Annotated in this window: 20 protein-coding genes and 1 pseudogene; 10 read left to right on the forward strand and 11 right to left on the reverse strand. The window is 64.2% G+C overall.

The genetic code is table 11. From position 1 onward, the window contains the following. Positions 1-103: 103 nt before the first annotated feature. Positions 104-808: a DUF3800 domain-containing protein gene (locus ACZI8W_RS06965; protein ID WP_463367757.1), complete on the reverse strand. Its 705-nt coding sequence runs from the start codon at positions 806-808 to the stop codon at positions 104-106. An 867-nt stretch (positions 809-1,675) separates the two neighbouring features. Here ACZI8W_RS06965 and ACZI8W_RS06970 point away from each other — a divergent pair. The 4 genes from ACZI8W_RS06970 to ACZI8W_RS06985 all read left to right on the forward strand — a co-directional run bounded on the left by ACZI8W_RS06970 (position 1,676) and on the right by ACZI8W_RS06985 (position 4,701). After that, positions 1,676-2,608, forward strand: coding sequence for a hypothetical protein (locus ACZI8W_RS06970; RefSeq protein WP_463367758.1), 933 nt, complete (start codon positions 1,676-1,678; stop codon positions 2,606-2,608). 68 nt (positions 2,609-2,676) lie between these two features. After that, positions 2,677-2,910: a hypothetical protein gene (locus tag ACZI8W_RS06975; protein WP_463367759.1), complete on the forward strand. Its 234-nt coding sequence runs from the start codon at positions 2,677-2,679 to the stop codon at positions 2,908-2,910. Between the two features lie 271 nt (positions 2,911-3,181). After that, positions 3,182-3,520: a hypothetical protein gene (locus tag ACZI8W_RS06980; protein ID WP_463367760.1), complete on the forward strand. Its 339-nt coding sequence runs from the start codon at positions 3,182-3,184 to the stop codon at positions 3,518-3,520. 506 nt (positions 3,521-4,026) lie between these two features. After that, complete coding sequence (locus ACZI8W_RS06985) at positions 4,027-4,701, forward strand: ScbR family autoregulator-binding transcription factor (RefSeq protein WP_463367761.1); 675 nt, start codon at positions 4,027-4,029, stop codon at positions 4,699-4,701. Between the two features lie 126 nt (positions 4,702-4,827). Here the strand turns inward: ACZI8W_RS06985 and ACZI8W_RS06990 are convergent, their stop codons facing one another. Continuing rightward, the gene (locus tag ACZI8W_RS06990; protein ID WP_463367762.1) at positions 4,828-5,115 is read right to left on the reverse strand and encodes an LGFP repeat-containing protein; all 288 of its coding nucleotides are present in this window, start codon (positions 5,113-5,115) and stop codon (positions 4,828-4,830) included. A gap of 265 nt (positions 5,116-5,380) precedes the next feature. After that, positions 5,381-5,737 (reverse strand): hypothetical protein, encoded by a 357-nt coding sequence (locus ACZI8W_RS06995; RefSeq protein WP_463367763.1) that lies wholly within the window; start codon positions 5,735-5,737, stop codon positions 5,381-5,383. A 103-nt stretch (positions 5,738-5,840) separates the two neighbouring features. On the opposite strand from ACZI8W_RS06995, the gene ACZI8W_RS07000 reads away from it, so the two are divergent. Beyond that, positions 5,841-7,232, forward strand: coding sequence for an LGFP repeat-containing protein (locus ACZI8W_RS07000; RefSeq protein ID WP_463367764.1), 1,392 nt, complete (start codon positions 5,841-5,843; stop codon positions 7,230-7,232). Positions 7,233-7,238: 6 nt separating this feature from the next. On the opposite strand, the gene ACZI8W_RS07005 is transcribed toward ACZI8W_RS07000, so the two are convergent. Further along, complete coding sequence (locus ACZI8W_RS07005; protein ID WP_463367765.1) at positions 7,239-7,703, reverse strand: hypothetical protein; 465 nt, start codon at positions 7,701-7,703, stop codon at positions 7,239-7,241. Positions 7,704-8,187: 484 nt separating this feature from the next. Further along, the gene (locus ACZI8W_RS07010; protein ID WP_463367766.1) at positions 8,188-8,778 is read right to left on the reverse strand and encodes a hypothetical protein; all 591 of its coding nucleotides are present in this window, start codon (positions 8,776-8,778) and stop codon (positions 8,188-8,190) included. Positions 8,779-9,156: 378 nt separating this feature from the next. Between ACZI8W_RS07010 and ACZI8W_RS07015 the strand changes: the two genes are divergently transcribed. From ACZI8W_RS07015 to ACZI8W_RS07025, 3 genes are all read left to right on the forward strand, one after another. Further along, positions 9,157-9,459 carry a hypothetical protein gene (locus ACZI8W_RS07015; protein ID WP_463367767.1) on the forward strand — a complete coding sequence of 101 codons (303 nt, stop codon included), beginning with the start codon at positions 9,157-9,159 and terminating at the stop codon, positions 9,457-9,459. Positions 9,460-9,520: 61 nt separating this feature from the next. Beyond that, complete coding sequence (locus tag ACZI8W_RS07020) at positions 9,521-9,796, forward strand: SIP domain-containing protein (RefSeq protein WP_463367768.1); 276 nt, start codon at positions 9,521-9,523, stop codon at positions 9,794-9,796. A 66-nt stretch (positions 9,797-9,862) separates the two neighbouring features. Further along, positions 9,863-10,150 (forward strand): hypothetical protein, encoded by a 288-nt coding sequence (locus ACZI8W_RS07025; protein WP_463367769.1) that lies wholly within the window; start codon positions 9,863-9,865, stop codon positions 10,148-10,150. A gap of 41 nt (positions 10,151-10,191) precedes the next feature. Here the strand turns inward: ACZI8W_RS07025 and ACZI8W_RS07030 are convergent. From ACZI8W_RS07030 to ACZI8W_RS07040, 3 genes and pseudogenes are all read right to left on the reverse strand, one after another. Further along, positions 10,192-10,278: pseudogene (locus ACZI8W_RS07030) on the reverse strand (MBL fold metallo-hydrolase); the annotation flags it as partial. 30 nt (positions 10,279-10,308) lie between these two features. Further along, positions 10,309-10,911, reverse strand: coding sequence for a response regulator transcription factor (locus ACZI8W_RS07035; RefSeq protein WP_463367770.1), 603 nt, complete (start codon positions 10,909-10,911; stop codon positions 10,309-10,311). Beyond that, complete coding sequence (locus ACZI8W_RS07040) at positions 10,908-12,041, reverse strand: sensor histidine kinase (RefSeq protein WP_463367771.1); 1,134 nt, start codon at positions 12,039-12,041, stop codon at positions 10,908-10,910. Before ACZI8W_RS07040 ends, ACZI8W_RS07035 begins: the two co-directional genes overlap by 4 nt. A gap of 184 nt (positions 12,042-12,225) precedes the next feature. On the opposite strand from ACZI8W_RS07040, the gene ACZI8W_RS07045 reads away from it, so the two are divergent. Together ACZI8W_RS07045 and ACZI8W_RS07050 are read left to right on the forward strand one after the other, a co-directional pair. Beyond that, positions 12,226-13,119: an ABC transporter ATP-binding protein gene (locus ACZI8W_RS07045; RefSeq protein WP_463367772.1), complete on the forward strand. Its 894-nt coding sequence runs from the start codon at positions 12,226-12,228 to the stop codon at positions 13,117-13,119. Between the two features lie 40 nt (positions 13,120-13,159). Beyond that, on the forward strand, positions 13,160-13,882 hold the full coding sequence (locus ACZI8W_RS07050) for an ABC transporter permease (protein ID WP_463367773.1): 723 nt from the start codon (positions 13,160-13,162) through the stop codon (positions 13,880-13,882). Between the two features lie 38 nt (positions 13,883-13,920). On the opposite strand, the gene ACZI8W_RS07055 is transcribed toward ACZI8W_RS07050, so the two are convergent. The 3 genes from ACZI8W_RS07055 to ACZI8W_RS07065 all read right to left on the reverse strand — a co-directional run bounded on the left by ACZI8W_RS07055 (position 13,921) and on the right by ACZI8W_RS07065 (position 15,963). Further along, complete coding sequence (locus ACZI8W_RS07055; protein ID WP_463367774.1) at positions 13,921-14,349, reverse strand: hypothetical protein; 429 nt, start codon at positions 14,347-14,349, stop codon at positions 13,921-13,923. A 9-nt stretch (positions 14,350-14,358) separates the two neighbouring features. Further along, on the reverse strand, positions 14,359-14,970 hold the full coding sequence (locus ACZI8W_RS07060; protein WP_463367775.1) for a PRC-barrel domain-containing protein: 612 nt from the start codon (positions 14,968-14,970) through the stop codon (positions 14,359-14,361). 354 nt (positions 14,971-15,324) lie between these two features. Beyond that, positions 15,325-15,963, reverse strand: coding sequence for a copper chaperone PCu(A)C domain-containing protein (locus ACZI8W_RS07065; RefSeq protein WP_463367776.1), 639 nt, complete (start codon positions 15,961-15,963; stop codon positions 15,325-15,327). Positions 15,964-16,282 lie beyond the last annotated feature (319 nt).

Raw genomic sequence — 16,282 nt, forward strand, 5'->3', positions numbered from 1 at the left:
AGTGATCTAGCTACTATCTCGGCAGGTGCGCGGTAGTGCTATCGTATGGGTGCAGACCCCCCCACACCCGTGGATCAGGGGGTCTCGCTGTTTCTGGAGGGTTCTACAGTTCCTGGGGTTCGCGCCGGGGATCGCGTTCGGACAGATAGTTGCTGTACCACTGCGTCGCGAACTCGTTTTTCGGATGCTGATCGATCATGGTGGTGGCCGACCACGCCACCAGATCGGCCATCTGCACCAGTTGCGAGCCGGCCGAGTCGATGTGGATGGCATCTTCGATCACCCGCCGCTGCGCCAAGGCGAGACCGCGATGGGTCGTGCGGTACGAGCTGTCGCTGCCGTCACCGTCCATGAAGATCAAGCCCAACGAGTCGCTGCGGGCCAGCTCGGACTCGACACGGGCAACGAGATCGGCGTACAGATCTCTTTTGGTTCGTGCCAGGTCGTTCGGCTTTCCTCGGCGGTACACCGATCCGACGATCAGCCCTTCGGTGCACCGCAGCGTTTCCAGGCAGTCGTGCGCGACCTCACGGCCGAAGTCCTTCCAGTACTCGTGGCCGTTGTGGATATGCCGCTGCGGGATGTTCTTCGAGATCCGGCCGCGGCCGTTGACGTACTCGGTGGTGTGCAGCTCCTTCGTGACCGGCACTCCGAACTCGCGCCACAGCGCCTTGCGGGTATCGAGCCAGGACCGCAGCACGGATCGCCACTGGTCCGGTCGGAATTCGATCCACCCGTAGACGGCGAGGCCGGATTGGGGGTGGCCGGAGTCGTCGACGTAGATCATGCGATCGAGGTGCGGTGGCATGGGTCGATCATGACCTACGCGCTGTCGTGCTCGTCCCGGGGAGGTGGACGCGCGCCGCATTGTCCGAAGGGGCCACCGTAGACAGGTGGTGAGGATCTCTCTGCGTCTTCTCGCGTGACCACGCGACCTCGTCAGGCGTCGGTGTGAACGCCTCTGCCAGCTCCTGCACGGAACACACCCGCTGAACCGCGGGTGGCGGTCCGATCGATCGACGCCAACCCGATAACACCGTGGTTGACACACTCACCGCCACAGCGCAACTCGCGGCCTGAAACATCAACCAGCCGAACGTGACCCAATGCCCCCGAACTTGACTCGAAAATCCGGCTACGCCGCTCCTAGCCTTCTAGGCCCACCTGGGACTTTGACTTCCAGACGACTCTGTCGAGAAACGGGTTTTCCGTCAATCGACATCGAGATCTCCTCGTGGTGCCGTCTGCGACGAACCGAACCTGGCACCACGATGACCCCGTGAGGTCGAACCCGTAGTCGACCCCGGTCACGTGTTCACGCGAACTTCGTTGTTCTGTGCGTCATTACTACCCGGACCCCGGGAAGGGTGGATCCCTAAGTAGGACGCTTTCGCTCCGAGGCGGACATGCACCACCGGCGTCTCACAGGTAGGTCCGGTCCACCGTAGATCCATCTCACTGACCGGTATTGTTGCTAGGCGCCGAACACCTCGTCGACCGTACGGTGGCCCTATCCGAGGTCCCCTCATCCCAGCATCCGCCTGCTGCCAAGGCGCGGAACGATGCCGTTCCGGAAACACCGCATAGGGTCACATCAGTCGATCCTGCACACCGCGCAGCCGATGCATGTCGGCGCACGAAGAAGCCGGGGGAACGAATGACACGGAGATACGACATGACCACGACCACCGTCCACACGGTGCGGGCAGTGGCGGCTCTGTTCGCCGCACTCACGCTGGTCGCGGGCTGCGCGAGCACATCGTCACCGCCGACGCCGCAGCAGGAACGGGCAACCGACGAGAGTGTCTTCTACTACGAAGACGACGGGACCCCGGCAGGGTCCGGCTACACCTACGCCGAGACCCACGGTGTGAACGCGAGCTCTGTCAAGCTCGACTGGGGTCGTGAGGCCGACTATGTGTACCGGTTCGACTCGCATGTCCAAACCTGGATCCCGGACCGTCTTTCCGACGAATGGCTCCATCGCAGCACCGTCAGCCGCCCGACGGAGTGGATTCTCGGTACACCGGAACAGATGACCGCACAGGGCATCGAGGAACAGTCGGCGGATGTCCGCGAGTTTCGCGCCCGATGCGGTGACGCGGGCGCAGAGACAGACCGGCGGGAACAATGCACCGCGCCACCCGACTGGCACCGGCCCTCCCGCCTGTTCCTCGCCGCTCTGCCCACCGATCCACGATCGTTGCACGGACGCCTCGTCGAGGACATCAGCTACGCCCCTGACCAGGCCAGTGAGATCCTCACGCAGGTGACGGAGGTGTTGAAGACCGGCATCGTGCCCGACGCGGTGCGCGCCAATCTGCTCGCTGCTCTGCAGGTCGATCCCGGGATCAGCATCACCGAGGGGGTCCCGAACTTCGATGGTGTCCTCGGCACGGCCTACACCGCGACCAACGCCTACGGGCGTGTCACCGATCTGATTGTCGACCCCGACAGCAACGTACTCATCGGAGGGCGGGTGACCATCACGACGGGGGTGCGGCGCCCCGTCGACGATGTGCTCTACACACTTCCGCCGGGCACCTTGCTCGGTCACACCGCTACCAGTTACGGCCGCGCCGATCACCTCGGGGACGTTCCTGCGTAGTCCAAGGGGCAACAGTGCCCTTCTGCCTGCCTCACGACCCGACCGTTCGACACACACAGGAGACCACCATGACCGACCACGCCGACGACACCACCCCCCGACGTTCGCTCCGAGAACGGCTCGAGCCATTCGGTGAGGATGCAGCGAGAGAGATCATCGCGCAGCACGTCCGCGCCGCCTGCGCAATGGCAGGCGACTTCGGAGGCGACGATCCCCGCGCAATCATCGACCGGCTCGGGGCCGGCCAGACCCGCGAGGACATTCTCAACGCCTACCGCCGCACAGAACGAGACGGAAAGTGACGGGGTTGCCGTAGTAATCGAGTCGGATTCGGCGGATTACCAGGTCAGGGCTTCGTCGGCTCTCGCTGAAAAGACTCACTCATGGGCACTTCGACCTGCAAATCCGCCCAAAATTTCGCCATTGCTACCGCTACCCCTACCCGCTGGACATTCGGCTCGAGAAGGACGCATCCGCCGCCGAAGACCGCGAGACGTGGTGGGTCCGGACGGGCAAGTACTCGGCCCCTCGGATGCCCGGAACGTGTCGGTGCCGGCGGGCACCCTGGCCACCATGAGGTCGCGACAGTACGATTTCCTGACGCAGTATCCGTTCGCCGAGCTACAGCTGCTGGGCTGGCACCTGACACGACTTGCGCCGCCGAAACGCCGCCCGGGCGCCGACGATTTCATCCGCAGTGCGATGTTCGCCGATCAGCACGAGCGGGTGATGGTCGTCGACGTCGACCGTCACGGGCAGATGCGTGATCACGCCACCTACACGTGCGATGACGAGTCGAGCTGGATCGCCGAGAATGCGCAGGCCGCGGTGCGGCTGGCCGCCAGCGACCCGGGCACTCCCGCGGGTGAGCTGGCCCGGATCAGTGATGTCAGGCAGGTCTTCTACTTCTGATCGGGATGTCCGTTGCTTGCCCGCGCCGCAGCCATCGGACTATTCGAGGTAGGCGCCGGTTGCCGGTGTCCCGATGATCGCGCGCCGGTGGCACTCTGCCGGTAGCCCGTCGACGCCGTACGGCTGCGCGGCCGAGGCCCGGGAAGCCCGATGTTGCGCCGACTCTGTCGAGCCTGATGTCCAGGTCCTTGATCTGGTCGCACACTTGGGAACGGCGACAGGCACTACCTGCGGCAATCCGCAGCCGGTGTGCGGGCGCGACCGTGTCCACGCCGCCGAGCCATGGCAGTGCAGACGATCGTGTTGCCGAGAAGGGCACCGAGACCGCACGGCCGAGAAACCGGTCGCTCCAGCAGCACCGTGGGACACCGGTTCACACCGCTTCGACCAGGTCGGATGCCGATCGACTGCTACGGTCTTTCTCGGCACGGACGGAGCGTCGGGACTCGTCATGGTGCCTCACGCCAGAGCGCCTCACGGCAGGGTTTCGAGAGAAGGACACGGGATTGGTCAAGCAGGCTCGGGCAGTGGCGACGCGGCACCAACTCGTGGCAGCGGCCGCGGCCACCTTCGACCGGCGCGGCTTCGATGGTGCCACCCTCGGGGACATCATCGAGGCGAGCACGGGCCTGAGCAAAGGCGCCTTGTACTTCCACTTCAAATCGAAGGACGAGCTCGCCGCGGCCGTCGTGGAACGGCAACACGAGATCTCCATCGCCGCAGTCGAAGCCATCGCCGAAACCGGTGTCTCGGCGCTCGAACAGATCGTGATGCTCTGCCACGAGATGGGCCGGCAGATCATCGACGACCCGATCGTGCGAGCCGGGATCCGGCTGACCCTCGAGTGCAGCGTCGGAGTAGGAGCGCAGGGCCCGACCGGCCCCTACCAGGACTGGATCCAGGCGTGCACGCAGCTCGCCGAGACCGCCATCGCCGAGGGGGATCTGCTCGATGAGGTCGAGGCACCGGAACTGGCCCGGTTCGTGATCTCGGCGTTCACCGGGGTGCAGATGGTCTCGAACGTGCTCGATCAACGGGCCGATCTCGAACAGCGGATCGATCAGATGTGGCGGTTCCTGCTTCCGGGCATCCTGGCTCCTGCTCGTCGCCGCAGCAGCGACAAGATCCGGCACGCTCGCTGGAACCGTGCGCAGGAGAATGTGCCTATTCCTGCGAGTTGAGGCGGCCTCGCCCCTCACAGGGTGAACCGACCGGCACCGCCGCGGATGAGCCGGGCCCGGATCGACGACGTCCCGCAGTGCGAGTTCTGATCGCTCCGGGCCAGCTCAGCCGTGCAGCCGCAGAGTCTATTCGATGTAGGCGCCGGTGCCCGGTGTCCAGATGATCGCCCCGCCGGTGAACGTCTGCCGTAGCCCGTCGGTCCCGTACGGCTGCGCCGCCGACGACGGGAACCCGAGCGGGCTCGCCGCCCCACCGAGGCTGTTGTACAGGTCCTTGATCTGATCGCACACCTGGAACGGCGACGGCCAATACGTCTGGCAGTCTGCCGCCGGTTGTACCGGCGCGGCCGCGGCCACAGCCCCGCCGGTCAGGCACAGCACCGCCAGTGCCGCTGCGGCCACACCGGTGGTCATCCGTCGCCGCATCCTCGACTTCGTTACGCCGTTACGCACCCGCATTACGTTCTCCTGCATATGAATTCGCGGGCATCCCTACGGGGGTGCCCCTCGTCTCCGGGTGGAGACGATCTTGTCTGTCTAGCATCGAATGTCGGGTTCAGTGCGCCGAAACGGAAACATACCGGATGAATGGTTTCTGTGACCAAAGTGTTATCTGTTGCGTTTGTGGTTTTTGGGAAACCGTTTAAGTTTCAGTGAAGCGATGGCGCCACCGCTGTACCTATCGGACTACGAGAAGTAGGTAACAGATGGATTCGCACACCACAGGTGGCTCCGTCATGTCCCGACACAGATGGTTGCGGCGGTCTCTGGTCGCGGGCACGACGGTGTTGATGGTTGCCGCCGGGGGATCGGCAGCCTTCGCCCAGCCGGTCGAGACGACACCGACCGCGCCGGTGGCCACGACAACCCCGGCCGCACCGGAGCTGGTGCCTCTCGAGGCGCCGGCCGAGACCGCTGTGGTGGATCCGTGCGCGGTGCCCACCACCACCACGCCACCGGCAACCACCACGACCACGACGCCCCCTCCGGCCACGACCACAACGACGCCCCTCGCGGTCCCGGTGGAGTGCGTCACCGACACAGCGGTGCCTGAACCCGTGGCACCGGAGCCGACACCGGCGTCCGACACGGTCCCGGCCCCCGCCGCACCCGAGGTGGCACCGGAGCAGGCGCCCCCGGTGGAGGAGGACCTCGCGCCGTTGCCGGCGGAGCTGCTGCCGGCCGCACCGGCCGCCGATCAACCGGTCGTCCCGGACGATCCGGAACTGTCGTCGAAGACTGCCGAGCCGGATCTGGATTGGGCGCCGACCCAGAACCCGAAATCCGAGATCGTGCCCGGTCAGATGCGCTCTGATCGGGAGGAGATCCCGGCGCCGTTCACCAAGGAAGATGCCGACAAGGCCGAGATGATGGAGGCGCAGGAACGCTCCGCACTCTCACGCATGTCGATTGCGGCGGTGACCTGCCAAACGTATTGGCCGTCGCCGTTCCAGGTGTGCGGGGCGATCCGCGACAAGTACAACTCCCTGGGCGGTCCGGCGAGTTTCTTGACGTTCCCGTCGAGCGGCAACATCGTCAACCCCGATGGGGTCGGCGAGCGGGTGACGTTTCTGAACGGTCCGATCTACTGGCACCCCAACGCCGGAGCGCATCCGGTCGTCAACCACTTCATGATGAAGTGGGGTGAACACAACTGGGAAGCAGGCTGGCTCGGCTACCCTACGACCGACGAGATCGTGTTGCTGAATGGCCGTCGCCAGGACTTTCAAGGCGGCTCCATCTACTGGAGCCCTCTGTCTCTCGGTGCCATCGGCGGTGCTATCCGTGATGAGTACAACGCCCTCGGCGCCGAAACCGGCTCACTCAGCTACCCCACGACTGACGAAATCTCCACCGCGCCCGACGAGGCAGATTATGGTCAGGTAAAGAACGAATTCCTTGGGGGTCCTCTGTACTACGACTCCATTACTCAGCGAGTTCGGTACGGCCGGTGGATCGATTCTCTTATCGGCGATGTTCCCGCCGACGACGCTATTCTTCCGGAATCCTTGAGTCCCTCGGATAACCATCCAGAGAGCCAGCCTCCAGTAGTAGTACCCTTCGCGCAAACCCCGTGTGACCCCGCAACAACAGGCCATACAGGAGCAAATGCTGATGCAGGATGGAACTGTGTTTATAGATTTCTCGACGGAGGCGGAACTGGCATCAATGTCCGAAAGGGAACCATAAGCACCTTCGGTCAAGCGCATTACAAACGGCATCATGTCGAAGACCGGTGGGTCGAACTTTTCCTACAGGGTCACACCCCAATCGACATAGATGTCACTCCAGGATCAAGGAGAGCGACATATGCAAAAGACTACTTTGTCGGCGACGAGTACGATTTCGAGGACCATAGGATGGGGTTCAAGATCGCAGTTCAGCTTGCTGCTGCCAATTCCCCCGACGGACATCAGGTCGGAGTCATCACCTCCTTCTGTTTCGTACCCGGTGGTCCGAAGATCCCCCATTGCCCGGAGCGCATGCCTCCTGGCCTCGGCTTTACCCGAACAGTACCTCTTGGGCAGTAACCAAGCCTAAGAGCCTCTCATCGCCTCGGGGGTGGTTGCCGTGCAACTGCCCCCGGGCATCAAGGTTATTCGCATGCATCGGTAGGAAAATCCTTCACCTGTTTTCTTGACGTATTCGTCGATTTCCGAAAATCGAGAGTACGCACCCTGCGGTACAAATCTTCGGCTATCTCCATATGTGATTACGGCTATTTCATCAATTTTCAAATGCAAATGTGGGGAGAATTCACTCTCACCGACGTAATTAGCATACCAATACGGCTCCCAAATAAAGTAACCGCGGACTTTTGGCCGCTCCGGTTTTCGAACTTCTGGATCACCAATGATGGCAGTCGATCCGCCCGAAAAGTTTGCGACGGAGACCCCTTTCCCGCCACCGCCGATAATTGTAGTGATATCAAAGTCGTCAATGTCTGAAATCACTTCGGGGTGCGGCGCACGTCTATTGCGGAGAACTGCGGGGATATCCACTATGTCGCCCACACCCAGTCGCCCCGATTCCAACGAGGAATATATATCTGACAGAACCCACATAACTCTCCTCGTTTCAATGTCTCGTCGAAGTCCTGCAGGAGCTGATACTTTCTCTCCATCTATCCGGTACAGCGGATGCGACCGACAGTCAAGATCCTCGCCGCCCTTGCGTCAACTCATTCCCTTGTCACGTATCAGCTTCCTGCATGGTTCTTCCTGTCATCTTTGGAGACGCTCGCCATCGTGGATCCGCGCGACTGCGGAGCCCGACTGACATTTATGTTCACCGAATGAGGTCGCGTTCGAAGCTAGCAAGCGAATCCTGCTGGCCGCACGTGACACGAGTCTTCCCACCCTCTGTTGAACGTCAGACCCGACGTGCCCGTTGCTGGGTTCCAATCTGTTGGATGATCACCGCTTAGCGGCCGCACTGGATCGAGAACCGAAGCAGGACGTGTGTTTCCACGGCTTCGAACTGCACTCAGGGCCGATCGTCCTCAGCAGCCCCCTCCGGTTTCATCGGCCACCAACGATCGTCGGCGTCGACCGTGCACTGTGATTCCTCCGCGTGAACCCGCAGGTCCGGAACCGATCCCTGTGGGACCGCCATCACGATCATGCGAGGCAGGTCGAGGCTGCTGATCCCCGGATACTTCTCGACGGCCTCCCGAATCTGGTCGGGAATCGGCATCTCGCGCCGGCGGTGGTAGTCCAGCAACGAGTCTCTCTCGAACTCGCTGATCAGCCCGGCATCGAACCGCGCCTGCGGTGACGCATAGTCGCCGAGGCCGACCCGGATGAGGACCTCATCGTTGATCTCGTGGGCCCGATCGGACATCGTGTACCACGAGTTCGGGTTCGTTCCCCGTTCGTTCCATGCGCTGCGCGCCAAGGTCGACCGCGATACGCCGAGCTTGGCGGCCGTCGACCGCATCGACATTCCCCACTCGTGCCGACACAGCTGCGCGGCAGTCCACAGGCGTAGGTCCCGCACCTGTGCCCACGCCGTTGCCTCCGCGGCGGCTACTTCGTACGCCGCGATGAACCGTTGCCTGTCCACATCGATGCTCATGTGGACCACAGTAGGACAGAACTCTGACATTGACGCATAGCGATCCAATTCTGTCTATATGGCTCATCATGCGCCAATTAATGCTGAGTGTCCCACTCCGGTCCGAATCGGGTGGCGATCCGGGTGTCCTGTAAGACGTTCGGCTGCCAGCACACCCGGCAACCGACCCGTCCCCGAATCCCGCTGCCGATCACAGTCTCGCAGGCTGTGCTGGTTAACCGTCCTGCATGTCGGTCCGGCATGGCTGGCCTATGACGGACAGGTCCCTACGCGCGGGGCTCGGTGTGCGGCCTGCTCCGTGGCAACCGCCTATCCTTGCGGAGAATCCCTACTCGTTCGGTCTTCACTACAACTCCGATATCATGCTGGCATCGGCCGGTGACGTCCTCCGCTTGTTCGGCATGCAACCGGCAGACGATCAACGCGGTCGAGGACGGTGACGCAAAAACCGTGTACTCGGGTGAGACCACCGGATTGGTCGACGGGGCGCTCGTGTTGCTGATGCCGTCTCCGCGCGCGTCCGCCACGACCCTTGAGTCGTCACCCTCATGGGACGGCAATCTGTCCGAACGTGTCGTCTGGCTCAGTGACGCGCAGAGCGAAGCAATCATTCCTCCGATTCCGGGTCCACGCTCCCCTCATCACGCGCATGCGGCCGCGCGGCCTCACGCCGGTCTTTGATATCTTCACCGCCAGAACCCGGGACGCACCTCTCACTCTCCCGACCTTCAATGAGCGGCGCTTGGCTCTCCCCACCTGGGAGAGCGACCCCAGCCGCCCCATTGCCCGCGCCTACACGGCGCTGGGGTTCGTCCCTGGCGCCGACCACATCGCCTTCGACGCCCTCGATCTCAGAGCGGACGACAGTTGGGTTCACCGTGCCCGCATCGGGGACACGGTCGGCGTCATTGGGTTCAAGCACGAGTTCCTCCTCGACGACGCCCTCGACAGCGTGCTCCTCGTCGGCGACCGCAGCGCCCGTCCCGGCACTGGACGAGATACTGCGGTCGTGCCCTGACCGGGCATGCACCACGGTTCTCCTACCGATGCGTCACTAGACGACGGCACCTCATGGGAGCCGCGGATGCAGTCTGCTCTCGTCGGTATGGGCGACCGCACGGCGGTATGGATCGCCGGGGAGGTCGGCGTCGTCGCCGAGGGGCGACGGATCGCGATCGCATCCGGTGTTTCCGGATCCAGAATCGTGTCGCTACCGTACTGGCATCGGGGCTTGAGCCGCGAGGATTTCGATCGCGTCCTCTACCGCCGTTACCAGCGTGCCGCCGGGGCAGGCCTGGCGATCTCCGATCCGGAGATCGCCGCGCAGATAGAGCTGGCACGGGCCGAGCCGAAGGAACTACAGGTAGGGTGACCGCGACGCTGACACGGTCAAGACGGCACGCGAGACACCACTCCGTCCGCGCCCGGAACCAGATAGCAGACACTGCCGACAGAGTGCCCAGGTGTCGGAATCACCTCCACTCCATTGTCATCGGTGTGGTAACACGGTAGCTGGGGTGCGCATACCCCTCACAGCCAGTCACGTTCACGTGCGTACCGGGCAGCCTCCCGGCGGTTGCGGGTCTGGGTCTTCTGCATGGCCTGTGAGAGGTAGTTCCGTATGGTGCCCTCGGCCAGGTAGAGGATGTCCGCGATCTCGGCGACGGAGTGCCCCGCGTAGGTCTCCCGCAGCACGTCGAGCTCTCGTTCGGTCAGCGGGCAGTCGTCCATCACTGCCCGGGCGGAGATTTCGGGGTCGATCCAGCGTCGACCCGCGGAGAGGCTGGTGATGATGTCTGCGATGTGCTCGGGCCTTGCCGACTTACTGGCGAAACCCCGGACTCCGAGCTTGAGCGCCCGGCGCAGGATGCCCGGCCGGGCGTGGCGGGTGAGCATCAGAACTGCCTGCTCCGGCCGCTCCCGCTGGATGGCAGCGACTGCCTCGAGTCCGTCGGTCCCGGGCATCTCTAGGTCGATCACGAGCACATCGGGCTCCAACTCCAGCACCTGGTCGATCGCTTCGGCGCCGTCCTGCGCCTCGCCGACGATGCTGATATTCGCCTTGCGGGGCAGAAGCGCCGCGAGAGCTGAGCGCAGCAACGCCTCGTCGTCGGCCAGCACGACCCGGATCATCGGATCGGCTCCTCTCGCGCACCGGTGTGAGATCTGGCCGGGAACCACGCGGCAGTGACGAACTGCCCGTCCTCCTGCCTCACGGTGAGCTCGCCACCACTGGTGACGAGCCGGTCGGCAAGCACGGCCAGCCCGCTCAGCTCCGGGGTCGAGGATCCCGCGGCGCCGTCGTTGGTGATCTCTATCGATGACTCGGACACGATGATCCGCACCTCCGTCGCTTGGGAATGCCGCAGGATGTTCGTGGTGGCCTCGCGCAGTACCTGCCCCAGGAGCTCACTGGTTCCGTCATCGACGTCGGCCGTGCGCTCGAGGCTCACCCGGATACCCGCCGCGTCGAAGAGGTTCCGCGCGTTCTCGAGTTCGGCCGAGAGATTGAGTCTGCGCTGCCCGTAGGCCAGCTCCTTGGAACGCGCGATGGTGTCCTCGACCTGGGTGTACACCTCGCGCAGCTCGGCGGCTGCCCGCTCGGGGTCGGACGTCAACAGCTCCTGAGCGAGCGCCACCTTGAGGTTCACCACGTGCAGGGTGTGGCCCTGGATGTCGTGAAGATCGCCGGCGAACCGTACCCGCTCGCGCATGATCGCAAGCTCCGCCTCTGCCGACTGCGCCCGCTCGAGATCCACCAGGATCATCCGGTGCCGCTCCAATGTCACGATCACTGCCGCGATGAAGACGGTCAGACCACCGGGCATGAGGACGTAGAGCGCGACGTCCGACCAGACGAAGGGGTGGTCCACGAAGTACAGGAGGCCGGTGACCGACGAGAGGGCGCCCAGACCGATCACGGCGGGGATCTGCCGTTCGGGGACGCGGGGCACCAGGATCCCTCCGAGCAGAGCCATTCCGAAGAAGCCCAGCGGGTTCAGTCCGCGGACAGCGCAGAACACCCACACCAGATAGGAGAACCCGAGGGCCAGGGTCACGTTGAGGACCGACGGGTGGCGGTCGTCCTTCCAGTCGTAGAAGACCAGGAACCCGACACTCAGGCCGGCACCGAGGAGCAAGCCATGCAGCCAACTTTCCGACGCCATGGCCACGATCACCAGAGTCAAGGGAGCGATTGCGATCACGGCCGTCAGCACGGTCGCGCGATGCATCCGCCGCCTTGCTTCGATTGTGGAAGACACCTGACCTCGTCACTCCTCGAGCGTTGGCCTGCCGCCTGTGCTCTGCCGTCTACGCCCCGGCCGACCCCAGGCGTCGACGTCAACACTGACAGTCGGCGACGATCGGCACCAGTGACCAAATGTCATACCGGGTCATGACTCCTTCGCACTACCGCGCGCCGGCGCGGTGGCATGGGATGGAGTCATGGCATACACGAGCACATCGAACACCGTCATCGACGTCGACGGCCTCACCGTCCGCTACGGGGATTTCCACGCCGTCAAAGACCTTTCCTTCCAGGTCAGGCGTGGTGAGCTCTACGCGCTCCTGGGCACCAACGGCGCGGGCAAGACCTCCACCCTGGAGGTCATCGAGGGGCATCGGCAGTCCACCTCCGGCAGCGTCCGGGTCTTCGGTCAGAGCCCACTCGACCGCGGTATCCGGCCCAAGCTGGGGATCATGCTCCAGGAGAGCGGGTTCACCCCCGACCTGACCGCGTTGGAGACCGTCGCCCTCATCGGCGGCCTGACCAAACGGCGGGACGATCCGGACGCGGTGCTCGACCTCGTCGGCTTGAGTGCCAAAGCCGACACCCGGGTCAGCCAGCTCTCCGGCGGCGAGAAGCGTCGACTGGACTTCGCCACCGCCGTCTACGGGGAACCCGAGCTGATCTTCCTGGACGAGCCGACCACCGGCCTCGATATCCAGTCACGGGACGCCCTCTGGGATTCGGTGGACAGGCTCCGTGAGAACGGCACCACGGTGGTGCTGACCACGCACTACCTGGAGGAGGCCCAGCAGCGGGCCGACCGTGTCGGCCTCATGCACGAGGGCACCTTCCACATGGAGGGCACCGTTGCCGAGCTCACCCGGACACTGCCCGGCACCATTCGCTTCACTCTCCCCGGCGGCACACCACCGTTACCGATGCAAGCCACGAGCACTGCCGACGGCGGCTACCTCATCGAGACCCACGAGATGCAGCGGGACCTCTACGCACTGCTGGCCTGGGCCGGCGAACAACGAATCACGTTGGGCAGCCTCGAATCGGGACCCACCCGCCTCGACACCATCTTCCGCTCGATCACCCGGAACTAGAGCGCACCCGTTCTCCACGAAACCCAAGGGAAATCACGTCATGCTCTCCATCGCCCGCAGCGAATTCCTCCAGATCTACCGCAATCGAATGGTGTTCTTCAGCGCCACCGTCATTCCCCTCGGCCTCAGCCTGTTGCTCATCGCGCAGCGGGAGACCTTCGCACAGGCCCCGACCGGGATCGGGCTCCTGGCCGGCTTCTTCATGGTGATCCTCATCAGCATGGGCCTCTACTCCACCGCCGTGACGACCCTGGCCACCCGCCGTCAAACGCTGTTCCTCAAACGCCTGCGTTCCACGGCGGTCAGCGACCCGGGCGCACTCGCGGGCATCGTCGGCCCGCCGGCCATCATCGGAGTCTTGCAGGTTACCGCGGTCCTCGGGGTGCTCGCCTACGTCGATGCGGCGCCGGCGAACATCCCACTGTTGATCGTCTCCGGACTCACACTGGTGTTGATGATGGTCGGGCTTGCGTTGGCCACCGCCGGAATCACCAACTCTCCCGAACACGCCCAGGTCACAACGCTTCCCATCACGATGGGCACCTCCGCTGTCGCGTTCTGGGTGGGCATCACCGGCACCGAGAGTCTTGGTTGGCTCAAGCGACTGCTCCCAGGCGGTGCGGCCACCGAGCTCAACATCAACGCGTGGAACGGAACTGGCGAACTCGTCGAGAATCTCTTGCTCTTGCTCCCGACGCTGGGCTGGGTGGCAGTCGCCTTCCTGCTGGCCCGCGCACTCTTCCGTTGGGAGCCGCGACGCTGAGTCGGCGGGACCGTCAGTGGGGCTTCAGGTCTCACTCGTCACGAACTGGCCGGTGTGTGCCCGAAGGGGTGACGCCAAGAGCGTCGGCCCGCAGGATGTGTCCTGTGCGCACCCGGTGCGGAAATATCGTCGGACTCGACTCTTGCGGGTGCATCCCGGTCCACCAGAGCGTGGCGGTGCGCTGCCGCTCCGGCATCGCCCTCGCCCGACCGATCGAGCTCACGGCGTGCTGTGCGGCCGCGACGAGCGGTGCGCCGGGCCGCGGCCAGTAGCAGACTGAGCCCTGCCACACCGACAGCTCCGATCACGATCCCGGCGAGAAACAGTGTGCCGGTTGATCCGGTGACGTGGTACCCGAAGACGGCGAACTCGTCGGTCAGCGGATGGGCGGCACCACTGTTGCCGATGACCCCCGCGACCCCGATGACGATGGCGGCGATCAGAACGATCAACCCTAGAATGATCATGACTGCTCCTCACTCCGATCTCGGTTCCCCACGGCCCGACCCGTCCGGATAGTCGGGCCCGGACTCGTCGTCCTCGCTGTCGTCCACGAAGTATTCTTCGCGTTGGACGGGGATGCCGATTGTCTGGATTTCGGTCACCACCCGTTTACGCAGGCGAGGTTCCGCTGAAGCGCGGTGGTGCGACGCCGGTCCCTGCGCCGCCGCCGAGTCTCCGTGCGCCCACGCCGCGTCGTTCGTTGTGGACGCCGCGGACTCTTGCGCTGGTTGCTCCTGCCTCCGTGCAGGGTCTTTCCCGGAGTCGGGAAGATCGTTGTCCCGCCGATAGTATCGATACAGTTCGGCTTCGGCGGCGGGAGTCAATTGCTCGTCGGATTCGATCGTGGGCGCTCCCTTGATCGTGTCCGTGTCGAACGACAAGACGAGACCCGCCTCGTCCATACGGGCGTCGGCGAGGGGGACGAAGTGGTATCGAGTACCGAACCAGCCGGTACGGATGGTGACCCAGGCGGGTTCGCCGGTGTGGTTGTCGAGGTAGAGGTCGCCGACCTTCCCGAGCTTGCTGCCGTCACGGTCGTAGGCGGTTGCGTCGGCGAGTGCATCGATATCGGCATTGTTGATCATGGTGTCCCCATGGATGGCTGTGATGTGCTCCTCTGTAGTGATTACCCGCCAGAGCCGGGCGCAAAACGTCACTGCGGCAGCGGCGGAGCCCGCCTACTGGCCGTCCTGAAAGGTGACCAGCGAGTGGTCGGAGACAGAGCATTCTCGCAGTGACCCGCCGCCCCAGATCCGGACGATCTGGTTCGGCTCGGTTCACTCCGCCAGCCGAGATCGAGTCCGTACGGCGACAACTCGGCCTCCACGTTGCCCTGCTTGATCAAGAGCGCGACCGTTCTCGGGAGCCGGTCTGCTCGTCCGCTCACTGATCGTCGAGGTGACCGAGGTCCCCCGAACCAGGTGGCCAGCCGCCTGCTCTCACGGTGCCGGAACCGAGGTCACCGTGCCTTCAGGCCCTTTCCAGGGCAGAGCCGGTGACGGCGGCAACGGCCGCTCCTCGGGGAGCGGTTCGTTCGGGGTCCAGATGTCGTACGGCACATCGAAAGTGACCGCGCCGGCTCGTTCGAAGGTGAAGGCCACCTGGTACGTCAGCCCGGGACGGATCACGCCATCGGGAAACACTCCCTGCACCGTCACAGGTTGATCCGGTGCGACAGCCGGGTCGAGCTGCTCGATCGGTTGCCCGGATGACAGGGCGGTGCCCGGGCGGATCTCGAGGGTTTGCTCGGGAGCGTCGAGGGTCATCGACGTCGCTGCCGGCGACTCGACGGCGACGAGCCGGTCGGGGGTGTTCGAAGTGTTGATCACGGTGAACGCCAGTCGTACATGTCCGTACCTGGCAGGTCCAGTGTCGTCGGGTTCGGCATGGAAATAGACGTTGCGGAACTCGAGCCCGTCGTGCTGGGCGTCGGTGCCGTTGACCGAAGCCACCTGGGTGCCGGTCTGGGTGATCTGTCCGGCGCCGCACCCGGCGAGCGCACCGGCAACTACGACCGATGCGGCTATAAGCAGGGCGCGGGAACGCCGGGATGTGCCTGCCTTGTCAGACAATGGCACGATATCCTCCTCGATCTCAGCAGCTGGCTGTATGCGCGGGGAACATCGGGTCGGCTCCGATCATCACCACGGCGATAAGGAGAGCCCGCCCGGTGATTGCACGATCGTGTCGACATCCCGAGGCCACCTGTGTGACCCAGTCAACGCCGCATCGCCTCGTGCTGTCAACGATGAACGGGCAGGTACCCCCCGGGGCCTCCCGTGATCCCGACGCCACCGAACACGGCTGGCCCCTGCGGCGAGTGGCAGTTCCGTGCCATCCTGGGAGTACTCAGCTCGTGCTCGGACACCACCGCAACCTTGCTCGCAACGAGGCACG

This window comes from Rhodococcus ruitaii (genome assembly GCF_055230935.1).

Coding starts and splice junctions, on each gene's coding strand:
- ACZI8W_RS06965 (WP_463367757.1), bottom strand. CDS start 808: ATGCCACCGCACCTCGATCGCATGATCTACGTCGACGACTCCGGCCAC.
- ACZI8W_RS06970 (WP_463367758.1), top strand. CDS start 1,676: ATGACCACGACCACCGTCCACACGGTGCGGGCAGTGGCGGCTCTGTTC.
- ACZI8W_RS06975 (WP_463367759.1), top strand. CDS start 2,677: ATGACCGACCACGCCGACGACACCACCCCCCGACGTTCGCTCCGAGAA.
- ACZI8W_RS06980 (WP_463367760.1), top strand. CDS start 3,182: ATGAGGTCGCGACAGTACGATTTCCTGACGCAGTATCCGTTCGCCGAG.
- ACZI8W_RS06990 (WP_463367762.1), bottom strand. CDS start 5,115: ATGACCACCGGTGTGGCCGCAGCGGCACTGGCGGTGCTGTGCCTGACC.
- ACZI8W_RS07010 (WP_463367766.1), bottom strand. CDS start 8,778: ATGAGCATCGATGTGGACAGGCAACGGTTCATCGCGGCGTACGAAGTA.
- ACZI8W_RS07025 (WP_463367769.1), top strand. CDS start 9,863: ATGCAGTCTGCTCTCGTCGGTATGGGCGACCGCACGGCGGTATGGATC.
- ACZI8W_RS07035 (WP_463367770.1), bottom strand. CDS start 10,911: ATGATCCGGGTCGTGCTGGCCGACGACGAGGCGTTGCTGCGCTCAGCT.
- ACZI8W_RS07045 (WP_463367772.1), top strand. CDS start 12,226: ATGGCATACACGAGCACATCGAACACCGTCATCGACGTCGACGGCCTC.
- ACZI8W_RS07050 (WP_463367773.1), top strand. CDS start 13,160: ATGCTCTCCATCGCCCGCAGCGAATTCCTCCAGATCTACCGCAATCGA.
- ACZI8W_RS07055 (WP_463367774.1), bottom strand. CDS start 14,349: ATGATCATTCTAGGGTTGATCGTTCTGATCGCCGCCATCGTCATCGGG.
- ACZI8W_RS07060 (WP_463367775.1), bottom strand. CDS start 14,970: ATGATCAACAATGCCGATATCGATGCACTCGCCGACGCAACCGCCTAC.